25 protein-coding genes and 4 pseudogenes are annotated in these 22368 nt (G+C 61.1%); 16 read left to right on the forward strand and 13 right to left on the reverse strand.

Annotation, left to right across the window (positions count from 1 at the left end):
• Positions 1 to 44 precede the first annotated feature (44 nt).
• The gene (locus BKK81_RS32440; protein WP_071021618.1) at positions 45 to 671 is read left to right on the forward strand and encodes an NADPH-dependent F420 reductase; all 627 of its coding nucleotides are present in this window, start codon (positions 45 to 47) and stop codon (positions 669 to 671) included.
• Between the two features lie 384 nt (positions 672 to 1055).
• Entirely contained in the window at positions 1056 to 1652 is a 597-nt protein-coding gene (locus tag BKK81_RS34775) for a lysophospholipid acyltransferase family protein (RefSeq protein WP_083384675.1), read from the forward strand.
• Between the two features lie 38 nt (positions 1653 to 1690).
• On the opposite strand, the pseudogene BKK81_RS37140 reads toward BKK81_RS34775, so the two are convergent.
• Both BKK81_RS37140 and BKK81_RS32445 read right to left on the reverse strand, forming a co-directional pair.
• A pseudogene (locus tag BKK81_RS37140) lies at positions 1691 to 1847 on the reverse strand (IS30 family transposase); the annotation flags it as partial.
• A 9-nt stretch (positions 1848 to 1856) separates the two neighbouring features.
• Positions 1857 to 2492 (reverse strand): TetR/AcrR family transcriptional regulator, encoded by a 636-nt coding sequence (locus tag BKK81_RS32445; RefSeq protein ID WP_071022849.1) that lies wholly within the window; start codon positions 2490 to 2492, stop codon positions 1857 to 1859.
• A gap of 99 nt (positions 2493 to 2591) precedes the next feature.
• Between BKK81_RS32445 and fabF the strand changes: the two genes are divergently transcribed.
• The gene (gene fabF, locus BKK81_RS32450; RefSeq protein ID WP_071021620.1) at positions 2592 to 3881 is read left to right on the forward strand and encodes a beta-ketoacyl-ACP synthase II; all 1290 of its coding nucleotides are present in this window, start codon (positions 2592 to 2594) and stop codon (positions 3879 to 3881) included.
• Here fabF and BKK81_RS36195 read toward each other — a convergent pair.
• The 9 genes and pseudogenes from BKK81_RS36195 to BKK81_RS32465 form a co-directional block, all read right to left on the reverse strand.
• Positions 3862 to 4128, reverse strand: a complete 267-nt coding sequence (locus BKK81_RS36195; protein ID WP_197524014.1) for a hypothetical protein — start codon at positions 4126 to 4128, stop codon at positions 3862 to 3864. The two genes, fabF and BKK81_RS36195, sit on opposite strands and share 20 nt — an antisense overlap.
• A 55-nt stretch (positions 4129 to 4183) precedes the next feature.
• Positions 4184 to 4417 carry a BON domain-containing protein gene (locus BKK81_RS34790; protein WP_071071564.1) on the reverse strand — a complete coding sequence of 78 codons (234 nt, stop codon included), beginning with the start codon at positions 4415 to 4417 and terminating at the stop codon, positions 4184 to 4186.
• Positions 4418 to 4461: 44 nt separating this feature from the next.
• A pseudogene (locus BKK81_RS35830) lies at positions 4462 to 4587 on the reverse strand (Hsp70 family protein); the annotation flags it as partial.
• The gene (locus BKK81_RS37145; protein WP_442873408.1) at positions 4529 to 4702 is read right to left on the reverse strand and encodes a hypothetical protein; all 174 of its coding nucleotides are present in this window, start codon (positions 4700 to 4702) and stop codon (positions 4529 to 4531) included. The gene BKK81_RS37145 and the pseudogene BKK81_RS35830, both read right to left, overlap by 59 nt.
• Positions 4699 to 4866, reverse strand: a complete 168-nt coding sequence (locus BKK81_RS37150; protein ID WP_442873409.1) for a hypothetical protein — start codon at positions 4864 to 4866, stop codon at positions 4699 to 4701. The genes BKK81_RS37145 and BKK81_RS37150 overlap by 4 nt, the downstream gene beginning before the upstream one ends.
• 82 nt (positions 4867 to 4948) lie before the next feature.
• Positions 4949 to 5338, reverse strand: a complete 390-nt coding sequence (locus tag BKK81_RS32455) for a hypothetical protein (RefSeq protein ID WP_071021623.1) — start codon at positions 5336 to 5338, stop codon at positions 4949 to 4951.
• Positions 5339 to 5458: 120 nt separating this feature from the next.
• Positions 5459 to 5647: an Hsp20/alpha crystallin family protein gene (locus BKK81_RS34800; RefSeq protein ID WP_335582880.1), complete on the reverse strand. Its 189-nt coding sequence runs from the start codon at positions 5645 to 5647 to the stop codon at positions 5459 to 5461.
• Positions 5647 to 6054, reverse strand: a complete 408-nt coding sequence (locus tag BKK81_RS32460; RefSeq protein ID WP_071021625.1) for an Hsp20/alpha crystallin family protein — start codon at positions 6052 to 6054, stop codon at positions 5647 to 5649. Before BKK81_RS32460 ends, BKK81_RS34800 begins: the two co-directional genes overlap by 1 nt.
• Positions 6055 to 6069: 15 nt before the next feature.
• A complete protein-coding gene (locus BKK81_RS32465) occupies positions 6070 to 6510 on the reverse strand; it encodes an Hsp20/alpha crystallin family protein (RefSeq protein ID WP_071021628.1) in 441 nt (146 codons plus the stop codon).
• A gap of 259 nt (positions 6511 to 6769) precedes the next feature.
• Here BKK81_RS32465 and BKK81_RS35835 point away from each other — a divergent pair.
• The 7 genes and pseudogenes from BKK81_RS35835 to dctA form a co-directional block, all read left to right on the forward strand.
• Positions 6770 to 6949, forward strand: a pseudogene (locus BKK81_RS35835) (integrase); the annotation flags it as partial.
• Positions 6950 to 6952: 3 nt separating this feature from the next.
• Positions 6953 to 7136: pseudogene (locus BKK81_RS32470) on the forward strand (IS3 family transposase); the annotation flags it as partial.
• 154 nt (positions 7137 to 7290) lie between these two features.
• Positions 7291 to 8364, forward strand: a complete 1074-nt coding sequence (locus tag BKK81_RS32475) for a porin (RefSeq protein ID WP_071021634.1) — start codon at positions 7291 to 7293, stop codon at positions 8362 to 8364.
• A gap of 208 nt (positions 8365 to 8572) precedes the next feature.
• Complete coding sequence (locus BKK81_RS32480; protein WP_197524015.1) at positions 8573 to 9433, forward strand: FAS1-like dehydratase domain-containing protein; 861 nt, start codon at positions 8573 to 8575, stop codon at positions 9431 to 9433.
• A gap of 21 nt (positions 9434 to 9454) precedes the next feature.
• Entirely contained in the window at positions 9455 to 10645 is a 1191-nt protein-coding gene (locus BKK81_RS32485; RefSeq protein ID WP_071021636.1) for a CaiB/BaiF CoA transferase family protein, read from the forward strand.
• Between the two features lie 53 nt (positions 10646 to 10698).
• Complete coding sequence (locus tag BKK81_RS32490) at positions 10699 to 12045, forward strand: class-II fumarase/aspartase family protein (protein WP_071021639.1); 1347 nt, start codon at positions 10699 to 10701, stop codon at positions 12043 to 12045.
• 70 nt (positions 12046 to 12115) lie between these two features.
• Entirely contained in the window at positions 12116 to 13444 is a 1329-nt protein-coding gene (dctA, locus tag BKK81_RS32495) for a C4-dicarboxylate transporter DctA (RefSeq protein ID WP_071021640.1), read from the forward strand.
• A gap of 22 nt (positions 13445 to 13466) precedes the next feature.
• On the opposite strand, the gene BKK81_RS32500 is transcribed toward dctA, so the two are convergent.
• Positions 13467 to 14390 (reverse strand): LysR family transcriptional regulator, encoded by a 924-nt coding sequence (locus BKK81_RS32500; RefSeq protein ID WP_071021643.1) that lies wholly within the window; start codon positions 14388 to 14390, stop codon positions 13467 to 13469.
• Positions 14391 to 14535: 145 nt separating this feature from the next.
• Between BKK81_RS32500 and BKK81_RS32505 the strand changes: the two genes are divergently transcribed.
• The 4 genes from BKK81_RS32505 to BKK81_RS32520 all read left to right on the forward strand — a co-directional run bounded on the left by BKK81_RS32505 (position 14536) and on the right by BKK81_RS32520 (position 18946).
• On the forward strand, positions 14536 to 15507 hold the full coding sequence (locus BKK81_RS32505) for a Bug family tripartite tricarboxylate transporter substrate binding protein (RefSeq protein ID WP_071021646.1): 972 nt from the start codon (positions 14536 to 14538) through the stop codon (positions 15505 to 15507).
• A gap of 1 nt (position 15508) precedes the next feature.
• Complete coding sequence (locus BKK81_RS34805; RefSeq protein WP_083384679.1) at positions 15509 to 17545, forward strand: 4-oxalomesaconate tautomerase; 2037 nt, start codon at positions 15509 to 15511, stop codon at positions 17543 to 17545.
• 155 nt (positions 17546 to 17700) lie between these two features.
• Positions 17701 to 17901 (forward strand): hypothetical protein, encoded by a 201-nt coding sequence (locus BKK81_RS32515; RefSeq protein ID WP_071021652.1) that lies wholly within the window; start codon positions 17701 to 17703, stop codon positions 17899 to 17901.
• A gap of 205 nt (positions 17902 to 18106) precedes the next feature.
• Complete coding sequence (locus tag BKK81_RS32520; RefSeq protein ID WP_071021655.1) at positions 18107 to 18946, forward strand: HpcH/HpaI aldolase/citrate lyase family protein; 840 nt, start codon at positions 18107 to 18109, stop codon at positions 18944 to 18946.
• A 164-nt stretch (positions 18947 to 19110) separates the two neighbouring features.
• Here BKK81_RS32520 and BKK81_RS32525 read toward each other — a convergent pair whose 3' ends face one another.
• Entirely contained in the window at positions 19111 to 19794 is a 684-nt protein-coding gene (locus BKK81_RS32525) for a TetR/AcrR family transcriptional regulator (protein ID WP_269466357.1), read from the reverse strand.
• Positions 19795 to 19875: 81 nt separating this feature from the next.
• Between BKK81_RS32525 and BKK81_RS32530 the strand changes: the two genes are divergently transcribed.
• Complete coding sequence (locus BKK81_RS32530) at positions 19876 to 20925, forward strand: SDR family oxidoreductase (RefSeq protein WP_071021657.1); 1050 nt, start codon at positions 19876 to 19878, stop codon at positions 20923 to 20925.
• A gap of 66 nt (positions 20926 to 20991) precedes the next feature.
• On the forward strand, positions 20992 to 22248 hold the full coding sequence (locus BKK81_RS32535; protein WP_071021660.1) for an alpha/beta hydrolase family protein: 1257 nt from the start codon (positions 20992 to 20994) through the stop codon (positions 22246 to 22248).
• Positions 22249 to 22368 lie beyond the last annotated feature (120 nt).

Below are 22368 nucleotides of genomic sequence, written 5' to 3' on the forward strand. Positions count from 1 at the left end.
ATCGGAAGAATGATGCCACCTAATCAACCGTGAGGCATATAGCCGTGAAAATCGCATTCCTGGGTGGTGGAAGCTTCGGGGGAAACCTGGCCGAGTTGCTGGTGGCTGCCGGGCATGAGGTGGTGGTCGGGCTGCGCGATGCAGCAAGGGCCCGCCCTGGCGCGAGCTACCGCGTGGCAGCGCTCGAAGACGCTGCGGAGCATGGCGATCTCGTCATCATCGCCATGCTCTATCAAGCCTGCGCCGCGGCATTGCCACCGCTGGCCGGGCGGCTGGCGGGCAAGATCGTGGTGGACCCGACCAATGCGCTGAATGACGACTGGTCGCCACTCCCATTGGACGCCGGCAGCTCCGCCGCACGGGAAATCCATCGACTGCTGCCGGACAGCCGTCTGGTCAAGTGCTTCAACACGGTGTTCGCCGACGTGATGACGCCGGATCGCATCGATCGGGGCGGGCATGCCGTGACCGCGTTCATCGCCGGGGACGACGCGCAGGCCAACGCGACCGTGGCGGAGCTTGCGGCGAGCGCCGGGTTCGCACCGCTGATCACCGGCGCCCTGCACAATGCGCGCTATCTCGAGGCCATGGCACACCTCAATATCCAGATCGCCGTGGTCGGGGGCGGTGGCACGAACGCCGGCTTCGTGTATCACCGGGTCCGCGGCTGAACGGGCGGCGGGCGGCGGGCGGCGGGCAACCTCAGCCGTATCCGGGTGCTGGAACAGCAGGGACAGCATTGCCTGGGAATCCCCTGCCGAACCTTGCCGCCCCGGCCGTCACCCTGCGGGAGCAGCGGCAGGCACTGGCGACATTACGGCCGCAAGGGCGTGAACAGGGGACGAATCCGCACTGCTCCGCATGATCGGGCCGATGCACGAGATCGTGACCTCGGCCCGGAAGGCCACACGCAAGGCGCGGCGCGACACGGATCGCCGCCAGCGCCTCAAGGCGTCGACTCCACCGGACAAGCCCGTTCCGCCCGAGACTCCGATGGTGCAAAATCACTGTCGCGAACCTAATTCGGGTGTAAGACGCATAAGGAGACTTGCCGCGTGTCCGTTTCTAATCCATCTTTGTTTATCCGTGTGCTGAAAGTAGTGCTGTCGCGTTTTGGTCGGGTCACGGTGAGTGGCGTTGAAAACTTGTACGGCCCGGAAGGGAAAATCGTGGTATGCAATCACGTCGGGTGGGCAGATCCGCTATGGATCGGGTATTCTGCCCTGCCGTTTACTTTGCATCAGATGGCCAAGAAGGAACTCTTCGACAATCCAGTCATCGGTTGGTTTGTCCGGAACGGAGGTGGGTTTCCCATCGATCGTGGCCGCCCTTCCACTGCGGCCATCAAGCAAGTTATCTCGCTCGTACAACAGGGGAAACGCGTCCTCATATTTCCCAAGGGAACGCGCACCCGCGATCAAATCGAAGCAAAGCGCGGCGCTGCGACTATCGCCTTGCATGCCAAGGCGACAATTATTCCCGCGCATTACGAAGGGCCGGAACATATCCGGCTCATTCATTTATTTCGCCGTCCGGTGATTCGCGTCACATTCGGGGCTCCCATCTCAACTCCCCTGGACGCATCTACCGATAAAGAGGCAGCGTTGACACTGACGGCGAAACTCGAAAATGCCATGAGCGCCCTGGCCTAGCAGATGGCGAGAAGACCGGCGATCTCCTGGTCGCCGGCACCGCGATCGCAGGTCAGACTCTCGCGCAGAGGCCCGCAGCTGCTTCATTTGCCGTGTGAAGCCCTCCAGGGCATCTTGGGCCGTGCAGCCGTCCATGCGACACGACACCACGAAGCGCGTCTTGCGCTCGACCGGCGTGCCCACCGCCGAACGGGATCCGCAGCGCTAGTCGCACCCATCGCGGTTGTATTTGTCGAGGTCCCATGTGGCCGCAAGATGATCGCGCAAGGTCGCGAGAATCTCGTCCGATAGCTCGGGCAATCCCCGCGCGGTGGCTCGGGCGAGGATCAATCCGCCCACCATTGTCGACAGCATCGAAATTGCGCGAACCCGGTCCTCGGGTTCGATCTGCGCAGCCTCGGTGCCATCGGGCCTCCGCTGCGCGAATAGCGTCATGTAGCGCCCGATGCCTTGGGCGAAAGCGTCTGCGATCGCACCCGTTTCGCGTGCCGCGTCTGCCGCGAGCGCGGCCACCGGGCAGCCCTGGCCGACGCTGTCGCGATGCTGCGGCGACAGGTAATTCGCGACGCCGGTTCGAAGGAACCCGTCGACGTCGGTGTTCGCATCGGCATCCGGTGTCTCCAGCTCGGAGAGTTTCCACTCGAACGCGTATTCCGCGGCCTCGGCCGCCAGTGCGTCCTTCGATTCGAAGTGCCGGTACAGCCCGCCGTGGGTGAGCCCGGCCTCGCGTGTGATGTCGGCCACCCCCACGCCGGTGAAACCGCGCTCGCGGTACAGCCGGGCCGCGGCCTGCAGGATGGCCAGGCGGTTCTCGGCCACCTGCGTTTTCGAGACTTTCATGAAGATCCTTTCGTGCGCATGGCATTGCGTTTTGATGACAATCATACTCAATACTGTATGATGTCGATCATCATCAATAGATCGACCAGGACAGAAACCATGCACATCACGCCCACTGCGAACCGCCGAATCGTCGTCACCGGGATGGGAATGGTCTCGCCGCTGGGGTGCGGAGTCGAGCTGGCGTGGCAGCGGCTGCTGGCCGGCCAGTCGGGCTTGCGCCGGCTACCGGATTCGATGACGGCGGACATCGCGGCCCGCGTGGGCGGTGTGGTGCCCGATGTGCACGAGGACGGGTGCGGCGGCTTCGACATCGACCGCTTCGTGTCGACCAAGGACCAGCGCAAGATCGACCGCTTCATCGCCTTCGCGCTCGCCGCCGCGCAAGAGGCACTCGCGCAGGCGCAATGGGCTCCGGCCGACGAAGCGTCCCAGCGGCGCACCGCCACGGTCATCGCGTCGGGCATCGGTGGATTTCCGGCGATTGCGGGCGCGGTGCGGACGACCGAGACGCGCGGACCGAAGCGTCTGTCGCCGTTCACGATCCCCTCGTTCCTCGTCAACCTTGCCGCGGGCCACGTGTCGATCCGGCACGGCCTGAAGGGGCCGATTGGTGCCCCGGTGACGGCTTGTGCCGCGAGCATCCAGGCCATCGGTGACGCGGCGCGGCTGATCCGCTGCGGCGAGGCCGACATCGCGGTGTGCGGTGGCGCCGAGGCCGCAATCGATCGCGTCAGCCTGGGCGCCTTCGCCGCAGCGAAGACCTTGTCCACCGGCTTCAATGACACGCCCACCCGCGCATCGCGACCCTTCGACCGGGCCCGCGACGGTTTCGTGATGGGCGAAGGCGCCGGCATGCTGGTGATCGAATCGCTCGAGCACGCGCTTGCGCGCGGCGCCGCCCCCCTGGTCGAACTCATTGGATATGGCACCAGCGCCGATGCGTTTCACATTACCTCCGGCCCCGAAGACGGCAGCGGCGCGCGACGCTCGATGCAGACGGCGCTGACGCAGGCCGGCCTGACTCCGTCCGACCTGCAGCATCTCAACGCTCACGCGACCTCGACGCCGGTCGGCGACCTGGGCGAATTGGCCGCGGTGCGCGACCTGTTCGGCGTCGACGTCCCGCTCGCCATCACCTCCACCAAGTCGGCGACGGGCCACTTGCTGGGCGCGGCCGGTGGCGTAGCGGCGATCTTCACCGCCCTGGCCTTGCGCGATCAGGTCGTCCCGATGACGCTGAACCTCGAACAGCCGGACGCACTCGCCGAGGGCCTGGACATCGTGCGCGATGCGCCGCGGCACCTGCCGATCGTTCACGCGATGGCCAACGGTTTCGGCTTCGGCGGCGTGAACGCCAGCGTCGTCTTCAAGCGTTGGAGAGCTTGATGGCAGCGATGCGGGCCGCCACATCCTCCTCGGCGGCGGCTTCGGCCCGGGCCGCTTCCGCCTTGCTCATGTCTTCGCTGGTTGACGTCAACGGGGATGGCGTCTGCTTCTGTTCGTCCAGTCGTTCCGTTAAACAAGGCACGGCCTGCCCGGGATTCGGCCGCTGGAGGCCAATCGCTGAGCCAAGCCACAATTGATCGCCGACAGTCAAAACTCGAAGGGTAAAACGAACTGAGCTGAAATCCACCTGCCTCGGCATATTGCAACAATGGGGGGATCGATGCCGGACGCGGTTCTGCCAGCTACCCGCCAACCTGCATCTCATCTTCCACGGTGTCGACCCCCGTCACCGATACGGCCGCCTTAAGTGCTGCCAGGTGATCGTTATCATTCTTCACCTTGCCTCCAAGATGCACCACGCCATTGTTGGTGCTGACTTTGATGCCAGTGGAATCGAGACCTTTCGCTGCAATCAGCTCAACTCTTACCTTTATGGTAATCGCACTGTCACTCAGCAGTCTTTTTACTGTTTCCATCACGGTTTCCTCGCCGTCTTGGCTAACGAATCATCAGGCTAACGAATCATCAGTTCCTTGCGGTCACCGGTGAGCACCGCGCCCTGGATCGCAGCGCCCGCTGGCACCGCCTCATCGGGATTGACGTGCTTGCGCGGCTCGCACCCAAAGCGCGCTTTGACCATGCCTTGCCAGCCTTGAAGATCGCGAAGGGGCCGGGCCGATGTCCTTCTGTACTGCCTTGTCCTCGTGGCGGCGGCCGATCAGCCGTCTGACGGCAGACAGCGTGTGCTCGGGATTCGTCACGGCCTGCCGCTTGGCGGCGCGCCGGCGAGGATCTCACCCTCGTCCATCCAGGCGACGATCGACGGCCTCGTGGTGCCCGGATCGATTCCGATGACCTGACTCATGATGCTCAAGCGACCATTGCTTCCCAACTCGGAAATTCCCGTGAGCTTGGCTGCGTTCACCACGGCCCGCACGCCTCGCGCTCCCTTTCAGTGCTCCACCTCCGGTGATGCCAAAGCGGATTTGGCCGTGTCCATCGGCTTCTCACTGAATGGGCAACACGATGCCAAGCTTCTCTGCCAAGCATCGTTCATACACACCAAAATGTGTATCCACTTCCGCCTGGCTGATGACTTCCACCTCCATATTGAGGTGGTCAGCCGGAATGCCTAGCATCGTGGCCAGCGCCAGCTCAAGATGCGGGGTCACATCCCTGTCCTTTGCGAAGGTCGTGCCAACGGTGATCGTGTAAGCGTTTTCCCCTGGACCAGTAACGGAGACTTCGACTAGTCGGGCCGCCGCACTCAGGTTGTTATCGATGGCGATCCTCGCCAGTTCCGCCACTGCCCGTGTCTTCTCGGTAGGAAATCCGCGTACACACCTGAGCCTCAACCGATGTCTACCCAGCGTAAGCCAATCAGAATCGAATTCCATCGTTACCTCCTTCGCTTCGTTCACGGATCTGCCGGGATGCCTGACTGTTGACAAGCCGACCATACGTCGCCGTCAATTGCGCAAGGCATTCCCTTCAGGTTCCTAGAATTTCCGAGCCGCTTACTTGACCTCGATTCTCCTGACGGGGGGTGGCTGCGCACCTGACTTGGGTAGGCGCAGGGTTAGCAGGCCTCGTTCGAATCGGGCATCGACATGGTCCAGATCGAGGCCATCCGGCAGCGGAATACTGCGCATGAACGGGACGCCACCGTCGCCAGCTCCGCAACGCCACCCCTCGCTGAGGGACATCACGCCACGGTGACTTCAATGCGGCGCGGACGGGCCTCGTCGCGACGCGGAATCGTCAGCTTCAATACCCCGTCCTGCAGGTTCGCCTCGATCTTCGCCGCATCGAGGTCGGGACTCAGCGAGAACGCACGCGCGAAGTGCGGCTGACGGATCTCTGCATGTTGCACACGCAGCCCGGGCGGCATCGGCACGACCGCCTCTGCCTCGATATTGAGGTTGCCGTCGTGGACATGCACCTCGAGCTTGTCCTTGGTCACGCCTGGCAGATCGGCCCAGAGGGTGACGCCACTGCGGTCCTCGATGATGTCGACTGCGGGGAGCAGTGTCATGGTCGGCGTCGACCGGTCTTCCTCGCGTTGTGCCAGCGCGTTCGGGTCGCGCTTGGCGACTTCGGTACTATCGGTCATGGCAGTCTCCTGGCATTACTGGATCGCGATTGCCCGCGGCTTTGAGGACTCACGCTTGCCAACACGGATGGACAAGCAGCCGTTGGCGTAGCGCGCCTGCACCTTGTCGGGATCGGCGCCTTGCGGCAACTCGATCACGCGTCGGAACGCGCCGGCAAACCGCTCTTGCGCGTATAGCCGTGCTTCCGGATCGCACCCGTGATACGCCGCTTCGCGCTCGCCGCTGATGGTCAACAAGCCCTTGTCGATCGACACCTCGAGCTTGTCTTGCTTGATGCCCGGTGCGAATGCGACGATCTCGATGGAGTCGTCCGTGGAGCCGATATTGACGGGTGGAAAGGCGCCGAAGCGTCCGGTACGAAGGCTGGAAGGGAAGCCACCGAACAAACTCGCCATCTGTCTTTGCATGCGGTCGAGTTCGCTGAAGAGGTCGGCTCCCGAGAAAAGGTCACTCATGGTCGTATCCTCCTTCGATGCAGCAAGGAGGCGACGGGGCCTACGCGCTCCCATCCACCCGCCAAGCTGCTGGCAAACAAACAGAAACACGCAGCGCGCAACGACGCGACTGCCTGAGCGAAACTAAAATAGCAATTGGGCAGGACGATTTCAAGGGGGGCGGCGGCGCGGTCGGCGAGCGCACCTCTCGTCACTTGCGGTGCGTCCCATGCGGAGCTTCTCGATCACGGTCGACTTTCCCGACGCCGCCCTGCTAGCCGCCCTGCGCGCCTGGCTGACCTTGCACGAATCGACCGAAACCGCGCGCGCATAACGCCGGGAAGCCGAGCGCCGCCTCTTGTGGGCGGTCGTCGAGCGCGGCAAGGCGCTGTCGTCGCTGGCAACCGAGGACGCCCTTGCCCACCGCGCGTTCCTGCGCCGGCCCACGCCGCACCAGCAGCGGGCCGCGACGGCCGGCGGGCATAGCGGCGACGTGGTGTGCGACGTGATGCTGGCCGCCGTCGAGCAGCGCTTCGATACCGCGCAGCCCACCGAATGCCTGACGGACAACGGCTCGGCCTGCATCGACCATCGCACGTGCAGCTTCGCGCTGGGCTTGGAGCACGCTGACCACGCCCGTGTGCTCATCCCCAAATGATGCACCGCCTGCATCAATTCCTCCAAATATCGCAATTCCGCACCTTTGCAGCCTCACCCAAACTGCCTCCCGCTCGCCGGCCAACTCTGGTGAGTTGGCACACAACGGCGAAATATCAACAAGAACCATCTGGAGGAGATCGAATGCGCATCAGGCAACCGCATAGAACCTGGACGTACAAAGACCTGGCAACCGGAGTTGCCTTGGGAGTCGCCATCAGCGGGGCAGCGCAGGCCCAAGCCTCGTCTGGTGTCAATCTTTACGGCATCATCGATACCAACATCCGGTACTCCAATAACAATGCCGGGGACAAGCACCTTGCAGAACTGAGCGACGGATATTTCAACGGATCGCGCTGGGGCATGCGCGGCAGCGAGGCGCTCGGTGAGGGGCTGTCCGCCATCTTCAATCTGGAAAGCGGCTTCGACCCAACGACAGGCGTATCGTCACAAGGTACGGCGACCGCCAACTATGGGCAGCAGGGCACGGGCGGACAAGGGCGCCTGTTCGGGCGGCAAGCGTGGGTGGGTCTGAGTAAGGAGGGGGCAGGCAGACTGACGTTCGGGCGTCAATTTACGACGGCCTACGATGCAGCAGGTCGCTTTCAGCCGAACGGACATCCAAATCTGGACGCCGTCACTATCATCAACGGCTATACGGGGCCGCGCCAAGACAACATGGCCAAGTTCTTTGGGCAATGGGGGGCGCTGTCGACAGGCGCTCACTATACCTTCGGCGAAGTGCCTGGCCAGACGAAGCGCAGTTCCAGTTACGGGATCTCGCTTGGCTACACGAGAGGTCCGGTCGACGTCGGCGCCTTCTGGCAACAGGCCAACGCGTTGACAACTCCCGAGGCGCGAAAGGTATGGGGACTGGGCGGCAACTACCAGTGGGGAATCGTCAAATTGACATTTGGCTACCTCAACAACCGATTTGACGTGAGCCCGACACGCAATGACGTCTTTACAGGCGGCTTGGCGGTATCCGCGACTCGAGCCCTGACACTATCCGTAGCGTCACACTACGATCGCCAGCGCAACGCCGAAGGCAGCCGCATCATGGTCACGGGTGTTGCTGACTACAACCTGTCGAAGCGCACCGATGTCTACGCTGAGGTGGACTTCAACCGCATCCATGGCGGTTACGCGCGTCCTTCCTTCATGGGCGTCAAGGGCAGCAAGCTCGGTGGCGGTATCGGCTTGCGGCACCGCTTCTGAGAACCCATTTCAAGATGAAGTCTCGTCACGCTGAAGGGTGCGCCAGCAGATGAGGCAACCGGCCAGCTTGAGGAAGCCCGCGGTCGACGCGACTCATGCACCCGAATGATCAATCCATAGGAATTATGCAATTCCCTCCCTTGCGCGAGGAGACCAGAATCCATTCGCATGCAGGTGTCGGTCTGGCACGGACAGCGAGGAGAGAGGAATGAACGAACAGGCAGTGGACCCGCGGACATGGATCGGACGCAGGGAGCAGCACGAAGATACGATTACCGCGGTTCCCGTGACTGCTCTGCGGGCTACGCTGGACCATCCGGCTGCACCGCAGCCGACTGGTACGCCATTGCCCCCGCTGTGGCATTGGCTCTACTTTCTTCCCATGCACCGACAGAGCGAGATCGGTGCGGATGGTCATGCCAAGCGTGGTGGCTTCCTGCCTCCCGTGCCTTTGCCACGCCGCATGTGGGCTGGTGGCCGGTTTGAATTTCGTGCTCCGCTTCGTGTAGGCGACCGCGTTGTGCGCACCTCGACCATCGATGACGTCTCGACCAAGGAAGGCAGGACCGGCAAGCTGGTCTTCGTCAAGGTCCGTCATGAGGTGTGCGTCGAAGGGCTCCTTGAGCCCTCGCTGGTGGAGTTTCATGACATCGTCTATCGCGAGGCACAGCCATCGGGTGATGTTGCCGCCATACCCCAGGCGGCACCTTCTGATGCGGCCTGGCGGCGCCGAATCGTGCCGGACGATGTACTGCTGTTCCGCTATTCGGCGCTGACATTCAATGGCCACCGCATTCACTATGACCGCCGCTATGTGACCGAAGTGGAAGGATACCCGGGCCTCATCGTACACGGACCCCTTATCGCGACGCTGTTGCTGGACCTGCTTCGGCGCGAGCTGCCGCAAGCTGACGTGGCGAGCTTCCGCTTTCGCGCAGTGCGTCCGACATTCGACCTGCACCCCTTCCACGTCAATGGGCAGCCTCAGGCTGACGGCAAGACCATTCATCTTTGGGCGTCGGACCATGAAGGATGGCTGACCATGGACGCCACTGCCGTCTTGCGCTGATCTTCCTCCCGGATTCTCACGATGCAACCACTTAAAGACATCACCGTCGTTACCTTCGAGCATGCTATCGCGGCGCCGTTCGCGACCCGTCAGCTAGCCGATCTAGGCGCCCGTGTCATCAAGATCGAAAGGCCGGGCGTGGGCGACTTCGCTCGCGGATACGACGAACGGGTGCGCGGCTTGGCGTCGCATTTCGTCTGGACCAATCGTTCGAAGGAGAGCTTGACGCTGGACGTCAAGCATCCGGCGGCGGCTGGCGTGCTCGAGCGTCTCATCATGAATAAGGCGGACGTCGTGGTGCAGAATCTCGCTCCCGGTGCGGCCGCCCGCTTGGGACTGGGCTATGAGAGGCTCTCCTCAGTCAAGCCGGAATTGATTGTCTGCGACATTTCCGGCTACGGCGATGACCCGGTCAATCCAGGCCCCTATCGGGACAAGAAGGCCTATGATCTGCTGATTCAAAGCGAGGCCGGCTTCGTCTCGGTGACAGGGACCCCCGAGGAGCCCTGCAAGGCTGGACCGTCCATCGCCGATATTGCCGCGGGCATGTATGCCTACAGCAATATTCTGGCCGCGCTGCTCCAGCGCGGTCGGACCGGACGCGGTCAGCGTATCGATATCTCGATGCTTGAATCGCTGGCGGAGTGGACAAGCTACCCGCTTTACTATGCGTTCGACGGCGCAGAGCCGCCGCCGCGCACTGGCGCAAGTCACGCCACGATCTATCCGTATGGTCCTTTTCCTGCAGGCGACGGCGTCACGGTGATGCTGGGTCTGCAGAATGAACGGGAGTGGGCGAGCTTCTGCCTGAAAGTATTGCAGCAGCCCGAACTTGTCGAGGATCCGCGGTTCACCTCCAACCCGAAGCGGGTGGCTGCGCGCACAGCCTTGCGGCAGATTATCGTGGACGCCTTCGCTTCCCTGACCGGCGCGCAGGTGGTGGAGCGGCTGGAAATCGCGCAGATTGCCAATGCCCGTGTCAACGATATGAACGGGGTCTGGGAACATCCGCAGCTCAAAGCGCGGTGCCGCTGGACCGAGGTTGGATCGCCCCGGGGCACGCTGCCGGCCCTGCTGCCGCCGGGCACCTGGAACGAAGGGCCGCGTATGGACCCGATCCCTGCCCTTGGTCAACACACCGACTCCATTCTTGCGGAACTCGGATACGCCCCCCACGAGATTACGGCACTGCGTTCGGACAATGCGGTGTGAATCCGACTCCATCCGTCGACCCATTCGACAAGATCAAGCAGAGGTAGAACATTATGGCTTCCACAATTATTGACTCGCGCATCTTTGGCGACATGTTCAGTGATGCGCGCATGCGCGAGGTGTGGTCGGACGAGAACCGGACCGCCAAGTACCTTGACATCGAGCGCGCCCTGGCAAAGGTGCAGGGCGAACTCGGTATCATCCCGAAAGAGGCCGCTGACGAAATCGTACGCAACTGCGAACTTTCGCAGATTGACTGGGTAAAGCTCAAAGCCAAAACCGAGCAAATCGGCTATCCAATCATCGCCGTGGTCAACCAGATCAATCAGAACTGCCGAGACGGCCTCGGCGAGTTCTGTCACTGGGGAGCCACGACCCAGGACATCACTGACACCGCGGCGGTGCTGCAAATGCGTGAGGGTCTCGCACTGATCGAGGCGGATCTGGACGACATTGCGGGAGCGCTCGCTAAGCTAGCGAAGACATATCGGGACACACCGGTCATCGGCCGTTCTAACTTGCAGCAAGCCACGCCGATTACGTTCGGCTACAAGATGGCCAGCATCCTGGCTGGCATTGACCGTCACCGCGAGCGGTTGCAGCAGCTCAAGCCGCGTGTACTGATGGGAGAGTTCGGCGGCGCCTCCGGTACGCTTTCTTCTCTGCAGACAGGCGCGATGGAGACGCAAGCCGCGCTGATGAAGGAGCTGGGCCTGGCGCAGCCGCTCATCTCCTGGCATACGGTACGCGACACCGTAGCCGAGGTTGGCGCCTTCCTGGGTCTCGTCGGTGGATCGCTTGGCAAGATTGCCATGGATGTAAAGCTGATGATGCAGACGGAGGTCGCGGAGGTATTCGAACCATTCGCGCCCGGGCGCGGCTCGTCGTCCACCATGCCGCAGAAGCGCAACCCGATTTCGTGCCTATACATCCACGCGAACATTGCAGTGGCGCGACAGCACGCAGCGGCCCTGATGGATGCGATGGTCGCCGACCATGAGCGCTCCACCGGGCCATGGGAAATTGAATGGGTGTCGTTGCCAGAGATCTTCTGCTTGATCTCCGGCGCATTGAAACAGGCGAAATTTGTCCTGCAAGGGCTTGAAGTGGACGCCGACCGCATGCGCACCAACATCGATATGACCAACGGGCTGGTGATGTCCGAAGCGGTGATGATGGGGTTGGGCCCGTACATCGGCCGGGAATATGCGCATGACCTGGTCTATGACCTATGCCGCAAGGCCATCGACGAAAACCGGCCATTGATCGACATACTCGCGACTCACCCGGAAATCCGCGGACATGTCACACGATCTCAACTCGAGGCGATGTGCGACCCCGCCAATAACCTGGGGCAGGCTGGCGTGATGGTCGACCGCGTGCTTGCAAGCCGGCGTTGAAAGATCAACCCGCCTGGCGAAGATTCCGGCAACTCTCATGCCGGTCGCACCAAAATAAGGAGACACCGTTGTGAAACTACGGAGCCTATTCAAGCACTTATACGTCCAGGTACTCATCGGACTGATGCTCGGCATCACTGTCGGTCACTACTGGCCGGATATCGGTGCATCCCTCAAACCGCTCGGCGATGGGTTCGTCAAGCTGGTCAAGATGATGATCGCGCCGGTCGTGTTCTGTACGATCGTGACCGGTATTACGTCGCTTAGCGATACCAAGGAGATCGGAAAGACTCTGCTGAAGTCGATGGGGTTATTTTATGCACTGACCATCATTGCCTTGCTGACCGGTCTCGTCACGGTGTTTCTGATGCAGCCCGGCACAGGTATGCACATCGACCCGAAGCAACTCGACGCGAGCGTTGCGGCGCGCTTTGCCAACGACATCCATATCCAAGGCTTTTCCGACTTTGCATTGCACATCATCCCGAATGCGTTCGTCGGGGCGTTCGCGCAAGGTGAGGTCCTGCCTGTCCTGTTGCTCGCGGTGTTGTGCGGTTTCGGCCTTACACGCATCGGGTCCGCGGCCCGTCCCGTACTGGACACCATCGACGGCTTTTCCCACATGCTTTTCGCCGTCTTTGGCGTCATCATGCGGGTGGCACCCATCGGGGCTTTCGGGGCGATGGCTTTCACGGTCGGACGCTATGGAATCAAGTCGATTGGTTCTTTGGGGCTCCTCATCGGGACGTTCTATGTTGCCTGTTCCTTCTTCGTCGTAGTGGTACTCGGTCTCCTGTGTCGCCTGCATGGGTTCCGGCTTTGGCAGTTGCTGCGCTATATCAAGGAAGAACTGCTTGTCGTCCTCGGTACATCGTCAAGCGAGCCGGTGCTGCCTCGGTTGTTGTTGAAGCTCGAGCGCCTGGGCTGCAAGAAGGGCGTCGTCGGGTTGGTACTTCCGACAGGGTACTCCTTCAACCTGGACGGCACTGCTATCTATCTGACGCTTGCATCGATGTTTATTGCCCAGGCGTGCGACATCCACCTGACCTGGCATCAGATTGCTGCCATGCTCGGCATCATGTTGCTGACGTCAAAGGGCGCAGCGGGGGTAACCGGGAGCGGATTCGTGGCATTGGTAGCGACACTGACCGTCATGCCCGACCTTCCCGTTGCCGGCGTCGCGCTTATCGTGGGCATTGACCGCTTCATGTCCGAGGCTCGCGCCCTGACGAGTACGATCAGTAACGTCGTCGCCTGTATCGTGGTTTCGATGTGGGAAAAGGCTTGCGATCGTGACGTACTGAAGCGCGAGTTGACTTCGAACTACCCATTCACGGAGGAAAAACTGGAGGCGGGCGATGCGCCGTCCGTGGTCACCGCCGGCCCGTCGCCGCTCTGAATCAGTGTGCGGCTGCTCGTATCTATGCGCGGCGACTGCCGCGCTTGCCCCGGGTTGATTTCATTTCGCTGAGGAAATCATAGAGTTGCTGTGCCGCAGGCGTCAATGAACGGCCCCTCCGATGAATGAGTCCAATATTGCGTGTAATGACGGGATCGGTCAGCGGAACGCTTACGAGTAGCGGATGGTCCGGACCAGGCATGGCAATCGAAGGCACAGCCGCAACGCCGAGCCCGGCTTCGACTAGTCCCAGCATTGTTGTGACGTGCTGCGTCTCATAGATGCTGTATGGGAGGCCGGATACGTTGGATAGCGCCTGGTCCAGCAGTAGCCGGTTGCCGGATGCCTTGCTCACAGAAATATAGTCATACTCGGCCAGGTCTGCCCATTTGACGCGCCGATGCTTGGCGAGTGGATGGTCGCGCCGGCATGCCGCCACGAACCGCTCTTCAAGAAGAGGGCGAAACTCGATTTCCGGCTCCTGGTTGCCAACGAAATTGAGTCCGAAGTCCGCTTCACCGCACGATACTGCGGACAAGACCTCGTTCGCGCTGGCGTCAAGAAGCTTGACGCGAATCTTCGGATAGCGCTCGTGATAGCGCGAGATGACCTGCGACAAAAAGTAATAGACCGTTGAAGGCACGCAGGCGATCGTCACTTCCCCCATGCGTGTGGTCGTTACCCCCCGTATGCTAAGCAGTGTCTGGTCCAGGTCATCCAGAATCTGTTGTAGCTTGCGGTCGAACTCCCGCCCCACCGATGTAAGGCTGACGCTTCGCGTGGTGCGATCCAGCAAGCGGACACCCAGTGCCTCTTCCAGCTTTTCGATTCGGCGACTGAAGGCCGGCTGCGAAATATGCAGCGTGTCGGCTGCCTTCCGGAAGTTGTTCAGTTCGGCAACTGCACGGAATGCCTGCAAGTCGTTGAGGTTGAAATTGATGGTCATCGCTGTGCCTCGCGTCGTCGTCACTGATCCATAGTGTGCATCAACCGTTCTCAATTATGCAATTCCATGGGAACCGGAAAAGTATGACGATACGTTTGCGGGCGGAGAGGCCCTAGATCGAACAATATCCAATAGGAGCAGACAGATGCGGTTTACCCAACGACTTGTCCTTGGCAGTCTCGCCGTCGCGGCCGCCATGGCCAGCCCCGGTGCCTGGAGCGCCTTCCCGGACAAGCGGATCACGTTGGTCGTGCCCACTGCCGCAGGAGGCGCCAACGACGCCATTGCACGTGTGGTTGCGCAAGCCATGTCGTCAATTCTCAAACAGACCGTTGTGGTCGACAACAAAGCCGGCGCCAACGGCGCAATTGCCAGCGAGTTCGTCATGCGGGCCCCGCCCGACGGTTACACGCTCCTGCTTGGATACGTCGCCACCCATGCGATGAATCCCGCACTGCAGCGCCTGCGCTATGACCCCGTTAAGGACTTCGTGCCGGTCGGCATGGTCGGGTCGTCGGCGACGGTGATGGTCCTCAATCCCGGGGTGAAGGCGAACGATGCGAAGGCCGTCGTGGCTCTGCTGAAGGCGACGCCAAGCAAGGTCAGCTACGCATCCGCTGGCAATGGGACCGCCCCGCACTTTGCCGCCGAGATGTTCAAACTCTCCACGGGCACCGACATGCTTCATGTTCCGTACAAGGGGTCTGCACCTGCGATCAACGACACCATAGCAGGCCAGACACAAGTGATGTTTCCAAGTCTTTTTACGGCCATCCCTTATGTAAAGGGGGGCAAGCTTAAGGCGGTTGGCATCGCGGGCAGCAAGCGTTCCGCATTGATGCCAGACGTCCCCACACTAAAAGAGCAGGGCATCAATGATGTCGACGTTTCGCAGTGGTATGGGATCTTCGCGCCTGCCAATACCCCGGCGCCGATCATAGAGGCGTTAAACAAGACGCTCAACCAAGCGCTGGCGGAGAAAAGCGTCGTTCAACGCCTGGAAGGCCAGGGCGCGGAGGTCGCGACAATGACGCCGAATCAAATGCAGATCTTTATGCAACAGGAGCAAGTGAAATGGAAGGCGGTCGTGCAGGCGGCGAAGTTGAAGGCGGACTGAGATGAGTAAAACTATTCCCTGTGTCCTGATGCGCGCCGGCACTTCTCGCGGACCGTTTTTCCTGCGCGAATGGCTACCGGAAAGCGACGAGGAGCGTGACCAGGCGTTGATTGGCGCGATCGGAGCATCGGATCCCTTGCAACTTGACGGCGTTGGAGGAGGCAGCACGCTTAACAGCAAGGTGGCCATTGTGTCACGGTCCACGCAGCCGGATTGTGACCTGGACTATCTTTTTGTTCAGGTAGGAGTCGGCAATTGCTCGGTGGATACACGCCCCAACTGCGGCAACATGCTGTCAGGCGTCGCGCCTTTCGCCATCGAGCAGGGTCTCGTCAAGGTCGAGCGCGACACGACTCGCGTACGCGTGCATAACGTCAATACTGGCGCTCGAATTGACGTGACCGTACGTACGCCGGATGGCCGGATAACCTATGACGGTGACACCCGCATCGACGGTGTCGCTGGAACCGGCGCGCCGATCTTGCTTGATTTTCTGGATGCCTGGGGTGCCGTGACAGGCCAAGTATTCCCAACGGGAAAACGCATCGATGTGATCGATGGCATCGAGGTGACTTGCATCGACGCGGCCATGCCGCTGATGATTGTCCGGGCCTGCGACCTGGGCGTCAGCGGCCGTGAAGCACCGGCCACGCTCGACAGCGATGCAGCATTGCTGGCGCGACTGGAGACGCTGCGATTGCAAGCCGGCCTGCTGATGGGCCTCGGCGATGTGTCTGACAGCGTCATTCCGAAGCCAGTGCTGGTCAGCCCGGGCGACTCGCGCGATAGCATCACATCGCGCTACTTCACTCCGCGCAAGTGCCATGCCTCTCATGCCGTTACAGGAGCGATCGGCGTGGCCAGCGCCTTCGCATTGCCGGGTACCGTCGCGAGCCAAAACGAAAGGCACGCTGGCCGACATGCCCTCGTGGTGCTTCATCCCGCTGGGCGGATCGAAGTCGAAGTCGAACTGGAGGGCGAAGGTGGTGCCACGAAAGTAACTCGAGCAGCGCTTGTTCGAACGGCCCGAAAAATCATGGCTGGTGAACTCCATCTGCCCGACTACGTTTTCTCCCGGCCCGCGCCAATGGCAAAGGCTTCGGTGGGATCGCGCGCGAAGCCTTTGCAGATCATCCTTCCTACACGCGCAGGCGGTGGCAATGACGCTGTGGCTCACCTCATCGGTCCCCGCATCGGGCGTCTGCTCGGACAAGAGGTGGTCATCGATAACCGGGCCGGAGCGAACGGAGGGATAGCCTGCGAGTATGTTGCGCGGGCGGTCCCCGATGGACATACGTTGCTCCTTGGCTACGTGGGAACACACGCGATGAATCCCGCCCTTCAGAAGGTCGGGTACGATCCCCTCCGCAGCTTCGCGCCGATAGGTCTCATTGGGTCATCTCCGATATTGCTGGTGGCAAATCCGTCGAACGTGCCGGCTGACGTGGAGGCTCTGATCGCCCGCTTGAAACAAGAGCCACAAGGTCTGCGCTACGCGTCCGCAGGCGACGGCACACCGCCTCATTTCGCTGCAGAACTCTTCCAGCTTGCCACTGGCACATCAATGCGCTCTCTCACCTTTGACGGCGCTGCTCCGGCAATTGCGTCCACCATCGAAGGGCACGCACAGGTGATGTTTTCCAGCCTGCTGACTGCGTATCGGCCGCTACGTGCCGGGCGCCTTCATGCGCTTTCGGTTGCCGGTCCGCAACGCCTCACTTGTTTGCCGGATGTTCCTACCCTGGCTGAAGCGGGGATTTCCGGCGTGCAATTGACACAATGGTACGCACTGTTCGCGCCCGCTGGCACTCCCTCCGCTCAGGTGGATGAGCTGAATCAGGTATTGAACGAAGTCTTGCGAGACCCAGACGTCATTGCGGGTTTTGAAAGTTACGGTGCGACGGCGGAGCCAAGCAGTCCGGAGGCGCTCGCAGCAAAAGTGGAGGCCGAGTTGACGCGATGGCGGCGCGTCGTTATCGAGTCAAGTCTGGCGCCAGCACTTCCTGCTCCATATCCTCAATTAGCCGACTCGTGTTAACTGCGCCGTGACGAGCCGGCCAAGGACTGCCTACAGTCTTGCAACTGCATATCAGGCGGGTTCCGTGTCGGCTCGAAGCAAGTCGGCAATGATTTCGACAGACTTGCGGGAATTGATGAAGTACAGATTCAGCAATCACAGCAATAGGAGAAGCCATGACCCTAGTCGAAGCTCACTTGGGCAGCGAAAACAGGCTGGAGCTGGTATCCCGGCCTTGCCACGCGGTCACACCGGTTGCGGTTAAAGACCCCGATCCAACGGCCATTTCCTGGAGACGGACACCGACCGAGGTGCTGATGGAGAATTTGAATGACCGGCAAGACGTGACCGCCATCGCGTTCTTGGGATACAACTAGCGCTTCTCGACGATGGCGAGCCCCGAACGGTACGCCACGACTTCGGTGGCGAGCCATAGTCTTCATTTCTTGCATCACGTCGACGCCGTCGCCGTTGGCCGTACTGCCCGGCGCTGATCATCGGCGCCTCGTCGCACATGATCGAGCAGGACGACGAGCACGAAGGCTCCGTGTTCCACCTTGCCGCCCGCTGAAAGGCACCGCCATGAACATCGCCACCACCTATCTCTTCGTGCCGGGCAACCGGCACGAGCGCTTCGACAAAGCCGTTGCCGCCGGCGCCGACGTGACAGTCTTCGACCTGGAGGATGCAGTCCATCCCAACGGCAAGGACGCCGCCCGCGTGGCAATCGCCTCGTGGCTCGCGGCAAGGCAGCTTTCAGGGCAGGTGGCGAATGTCCTTGTCCGGATCAATGACACCGCCTCGCCTTATTTCAATGCCGACCTTGAGTGGCTCGCCACCCTGCCCGCCGGCACGCCGCTGGCCGGGCTGATGGTTCCCAAGGCCGAACAACCTGCGACGTTGGGCGGCATCGCCGAGGCGCTGCGCAGGATCAATCCGCACGGCGTACTGGTGGCGATCATTGAAAGCGCCATTGGCTTGCATCAGGCCGACGCCATCGCCACGGCGCCCGGCGTGGCGCGGCTGGCGTTCGGCTCCATCGACTACGCTGTCGACCTCGGCTGCGAGCACACCCGTGACGCACTGGCCTACGCACGCAGCCGCCTCGTGCTGGCCTCGCGCGTCGCCCGTCTGCCGCCGCCTGTCGACGGCGTGACCACCGCGCTGACGGATGAGACCGTTCTGGCTGACGACGTCGCCTACGCCCGGGAACTCGGCTTCGCCGGCAAGCTGTGTATCCACCCGTCGCAGGTGGCCGGCGTGCAAGCGGGCTTCCGTCCGTCCGCGCAACAGGCCGATTGGGCCCGGCGCGTGATCGAGGCCACCTCGTCCGGCAGCCACGCCGTGCAGGTCGACGGAAAGATGGTTGACCGGCCCGTCATCGAGCAGGCGAAGCGCATCCTGGCTCTGTCTGGCAACTAGTAGGCGCTGTCCCGGCCGAGCCGGAGGGCGACCGGTTCCTCATTGAATCGGTGGATGCCGGTTCAGCAGTCCGGCCACATGTCAGATCGAGTCATAACTAATACACATCAGCCGTGTCCACGGTGCCCGCGCTCCAGTACGAACGCATTTCTCAATTCTTGAGACTACTTCGCACTTGCGATCAATCCACGTAGGAACACCATGATCAGCCGCCCCGGCGGATCCAGGCGATCGGTGGTCCTTTGCAGCGCCAGCCCATGCGAAAGTGCCATGAAGGCAGCAGCTAGTTCGTCCGGCGAGGCAGGGGCCGGGCGCCCGAGCTTCTCAAACAACAGGCTGATTACGCTACCGATCTCGGACCGGTGCTTGCCCCATACCTTCTGGTACTCGGCAGCGAACGTCGGGCTGCGTTTGGCATGCAACTGCAGTTCGATGGAAAGCATGCACCAGTCAGCATCTTGATTGAGCGTAGAAGCCCAGGCTTCCAGTTCGGCCAGTATTTGCTCGAGCTGCTGCGCGTTGTTGCCCATGACCGTGGACAGCTGCAGCGCTTCTGCTTCCATGTGCCGCCGCAGCAACTCTAGCAGGATGTCCTCCTTGCTCGAGAAGTTTGAATAAAAGGCGCCTTGGGAATAGCCCGCGTTGTTCGCGATGTCACGGATCGATGCACCCCCATACCCGTTCGACACGAACAAGTGCTGTGCAGCGTTGATCAGACGCTCGCGAGTTTGCGCCTGGCTTTCTTCGCGGGTCAGGCGCCTTCTTGCTGTCGTAGTGCTCATGCCGGGAAAGATATCACATGAAATTCGGATGTCGGCCGTCGGGCGGTGCATCTGGACCGAAGTCAAACGCCATTCCGGATGTCACTTGATATTTCAACCTGCCGGATGTATATTGAAAATTCATGTGATTTTTGAAGTTCAGTCGATATGGAAAAACTCAACAGCCCACGGCGCGCGTTCGTCACCGGCGCCACAGGCCTTCTCGGCAACAACCTTGTGCGTGAGCTGGTCGCACGCGGCGTCTCCGTCAAGGCGCTCGTCCGCTCGGAGACCAAAGGTATGCAACAGTTCGCGGGACTGAAAGGCGTTGAATTGGTGCTGGGCGACATGGCGGATGTACCCGCTTTCTCCGCAGCCCTCCAGGGATGTGACGTCGTGTTCCACACCGCCGCATTCTTTCGCGACAACTTCAAGGGCGGCAGCCACTGGAAAGCGCTCAAACGCATCAATGTGGATGGCACGCGGCAGCTTATCGAGCGGGCATACGAGGCCGGCATCCGGCGCTTCGTTCAGACCTCGTCCATCGCGGTGCTGAACGGCGAACCGGGCATGCCCATCGACGAGACCTGCCTGCGTGATCTGGCAGATGCTGACGACGACTATTACCGAAGCAAGATACTGGCCGATCAAGTCGTATCGGCCTTTCTTGAAACGCATCCGGACATGCATGCGAGCTTTGTCTTGCCTGGGTGGATGTGGGGGCCCGCCGATATCGGCCCGACTTCGTCAGGACAATTTGTCAACGATGTGGTGCTTGGAAAATTGCCTGGGTTGCTGCCAGGGAGCTTCTCGCTTGTCGATGCTCGTGATGTAGCGAGGGCGCAGATTTCAGCTGCAGAGCGCGGTCAGCGCGGCGAACGCTATCTGGCTGCTGGCCGCCACATGACGATGCAGGAATTGGTTCCCTTGCTGGGGAAGATCGCGGGCATCAAGACGCCCACAAACAACTTGCCTTTCCTGCTTCTGTATTTCCTGGCGGCAGCACAGGAAGTCTACGCAAAGATCAGCGGCAAACCCATCTTGCTCAGCTTGGCGACGGTGAGGCTGATGCGCAAGGAGGCGGGACGCAGTCATTTCATTCACACGAAGAGCGAGCAGAAACTTCAACTGAAATTTCGCCCCATCGAGCAAACCCTTGCCGATACGGTCGCCTGGTATCGCCGCAATGGCTGGCTACCCAGTGCGTCGCCCCGGTAACGCCAGGTAGACCTCTCCATCGCCCTGGTTCTGGGGAGAGCCGCCGAACCGCAAAAAGGAAAGACTATGACGGACAAATTGATCTTGAATCTCTTGACGCTGCTTGGAGCCGTCCTTCTTGCTGCGGTTGTGCCGCGCGAATCCGCTGCACAGGGCATCCCCTCAGCGAGGGCCGCGGACAGCATGGCCGAGTTCTGCAGGAAAGGACAGGCGGAGTATCCGGGGGGCATCGCTCGCATGCATCCTTCGTTCAAGTTCAACATCTGTTGGTGGCTCGAGGATGCCGGCATAGAGCCAAGCACATTCGATGACGTGGTTGGAACTCTGCCGCAACATGCAGGACCGTTGGAGCCGACCTGGCAAGCGACTTTTAGCAAGGCCGCTCAGATGCATCTGGAACAAGCCCGCGTGGCCGAGGAGCGGGGCGACAATGCGTCCGCGTCGGCCGCTTACAAGAAGGCCGCTTTCTATCTGCGGATGAATCGGCTACCCAAGCAGATCCCCGCGGCAGACCTGCAGGCGACCGAACGAGCCTACGCGGTCCTGGGAAAACCGCTCCAGCGAATAGCATTCAAGTCTGGCGAAAAGGAATTCGTCGGCTACTTCCGTGCACTGCCGAGGCAAGGCGGCAGCAATGAGAAGCCGCCGGTTCTGGTCATTCTCGGCGGCCTGGACAACCTGAAGACGGAGATGATCCGGCACAGCGACTACTTCATGGGTCGCGGTTTTGCAACCCTCATTGTGGAAAATCCGGACACCGGGGAGAATCAATTGGGATTTCGTCCGGAGTCCTCAGCGATGCTTGACACGATTGCAGACTACATCAAGACTCGCAGCGACCTGGACACAAGCCGAGTGGCAGTGTACGGCTGGAGCATGGGGGGCTATCTGGGAACACTTGGCGGGCTGCGAAACGACCTCTACCGAGCGATTGTCAATATAGGTGGCCCCAGCGATGCGAGCTTCGGACAAGTCCATTGCGAGAAAGCGCCTGCATGGATCGTCGCTCCCTACACTGTATTTGCCAACATGAATCCGCGGACGACACCTCGTCAGACGATGTGCGAATACTACGAAGCGTTCCAACTCTCACGTCAATTGAAGATGCCAACCGCGGCGCAGTTGCGCAAACCCATCCTCATGGTGAACGGCGCCCGTGAAGATCTCGTTTCCAGAGACGAGCCTACAGCTCTTGCCGCGCTTGGCTTCAATGTGACGCAACTGGTCTTTGGGGATGATGGGCACACGGCCGAATCGAACATGCGAGAGCACTTCGAGTTCACCGCGAACTGGCTCATGCGACGCCTGAAGACCGGCAATTGATTTGGCCGCTGACAATAGATCGATTAATTCGCATCCCTGCGCAATGGGACAGAGAAATTATCCCGATGCGCCGCTGCCGTTCAGAAGGCGACTCCACCAATTGCCTGGAGATTGCGCCGG

Source organism: Cupriavidus sp. USMAHM13 (genome assembly GCF_001854285.1).
GTDB classification, from domain to species: domain Bacteria; phylum Pseudomonadota; class Gammaproteobacteria; order Burkholderiales; family Burkholderiaceae; genus Cupriavidus; species Cupriavidus malaysiensis.

Coding starts and splice junctions, on each gene's coding strand:
- BKK81_RS34800 (WP_335582880.1), bottom strand. CDS start 5,647: ATGTCCCTCAGCGAGGGGTGGCGTTGCGGAGCTGGCGACGGTGGCGTC.
- BKK81_RS32535 (WP_071021660.1), top strand. CDS start 20,992: ATGACGGACAAATTGATCTTGAATCTCTTGACGCTGCTTGGAGCCGTC.
- fabF (WP_071021620.1), top strand. CDS start 2,592: ATGCACATCACGCCCACTGCGAACCGCCGAATCGTCGTCACCGGGATG.
- BKK81_RS32465 (WP_071021628.1), bottom strand. CDS start 6,510: ATGAGTGACCTTTTCTCGGGAGCCGACCTCTTCAGCGAACTCGACCGC.
- BKK81_RS32520 (WP_071021655.1), top strand. CDS start 18,107: ATGAACATCGCCACCACCTATCTCTTCGTGCCGGGCAACCGGCACGAG.
- BKK81_RS34790 (WP_071071564.1), bottom strand. CDS start 4,417: ATGGAAACAGTAAAAAGACTGCTGAGTGACAGTGCGATTACCATAAAG.
- BKK81_RS32490 (WP_071021639.1), top strand. CDS start 10,699: ATGGCTTCCACAATTATTGACTCGCGCATCTTTGGCGACATGTTCAGT.
- BKK81_RS32445 (WP_071022849.1), bottom strand. CDS start 2,492: ATGAAAGTCTCGAAAACGCAGGTGGCCGAGAACCGCCTGGCCATCCTG.
- BKK81_RS32460 (WP_071021625.1), bottom strand. CDS start 6,054: ATGACCGATAGTACCGAAGTCGCCAAGCGCGACCCGAACGCGCTGGCA.
- BKK81_RS32475 (WP_071021634.1), top strand. CDS start 7,291: ATGCGCATCAGGCAACCGCATAGAACCTGGACGTACAAAGACCTGGCA.
- BKK81_RS32530 (WP_071021657.1), top strand. CDS start 19,876: ATGGAAAAACTCAACAGCCCACGGCGCGCGTTCGTCACCGGCGCCACA.
- BKK81_RS32455 (WP_071021623.1), bottom strand. CDS start 5,338: ATGGAATTCGATTCTGATTGGCTTACGCTGGGTAGACATCGGTTGAGG.
- BKK81_RS32485 (WP_071021636.1), top strand. CDS start 9,455: ATGCAACCACTTAAAGACATCACCGTCGTTACCTTCGAGCATGCTATC.
- BKK81_RS32500 (WP_071021643.1), bottom strand. CDS start 14,390: ATGACCATCAATTTCAACCTCAACGACTTGCAGGCATTCCGTGCAGTT.
- BKK81_RS34805 (WP_083384679.1), top strand. CDS start 15,509: ATGAGTAAAACTATTCCCTGTGTCCTGATGCGCGCCGGCACTTCTCGC.
- BKK81_RS32480 (WP_197524015.1), top strand. CDS start 8,573: ATGAACGAACAGGCAGTGGACCCGCGGACATGGATCGGACGCAGGGAG.
- BKK81_RS32515 (WP_071021652.1), top strand. CDS start 17,701: ATGACCCTAGTCGAAGCTCACTTGGGCAGCGAAAACAGGCTGGAGCTG.
- BKK81_RS32505 (WP_071021646.1), top strand. CDS start 14,536: ATGCGGTTTACCCAACGACTTGTCCTTGGCAGTCTCGCCGTCGCGGCC.